Origin of the sequence: Brachybacterium sp. AOP25-B2-12, from assembly GCF_052378625.1 — a bacterium.
Classification (GTDB): domain Bacteria; phylum Actinomycetota; class Actinomycetes; order Actinomycetales; family Dermabacteraceae; genus Brachybacterium.
This window is the reverse complement of record NZ_JBQSXW010000091.1, coordinates 1-389: the sequence shown is the minus strand read 5'-3', so window position 1 is coordinate 389 and position 389 is coordinate 1. Positions and strand designations below refer to the sequence as shown.

Here is a 389-nt window from a genome sequence, read left to right as displayed (position 1 = left end):
TGAAGCGCCCTGGGTCTGATGGAGACTCGCGCTATTTGGTTCCCACCATCTCAGTAGTGGCGGCTTGGTCAGCATAGAACGATTGCTCGAACTCGGCGGGCGGGATGTCGTCGAGGTAGCCGTGGAGGCGCTGGGTGTTGTGCCAGTGCACCCAGCCGAGGGTCGCGAGCTCGAGATCCTCGACGGTCCGCCAAGGTCCTGGGCGGGCGGGTCCGCGGACGAGTTCGGTCTTGTAGTAGCCGTTGACCGTCTCGGCCAGGGCGTTGTCGTAGCTGTCGCCGACGGTTCCGATCGAGGGTGTCGCGCCGATCTCGGCGAGGCGTTCGCCGTAGCGAATTGACGTGAATTGAGACCCCGCATCGCTGTGGCAACGGAGATCGTCGTGGTGA

The 389-nt window shown here is 64.0% G+C and carries 1 protein-coding gene; it reads right to left on the bottom strand.

Translation table 11 applies throughout. From position 1 onward, the window contains the following. Window positions 1–31: 31 nt before the first annotated feature. Window positions 32–389 (bottom strand): transposase (locus ACT3TZ_RS15290; RefSeq protein WP_444584264.1); only part of this gene is annotated, 358 nt, incomplete at its 5' end.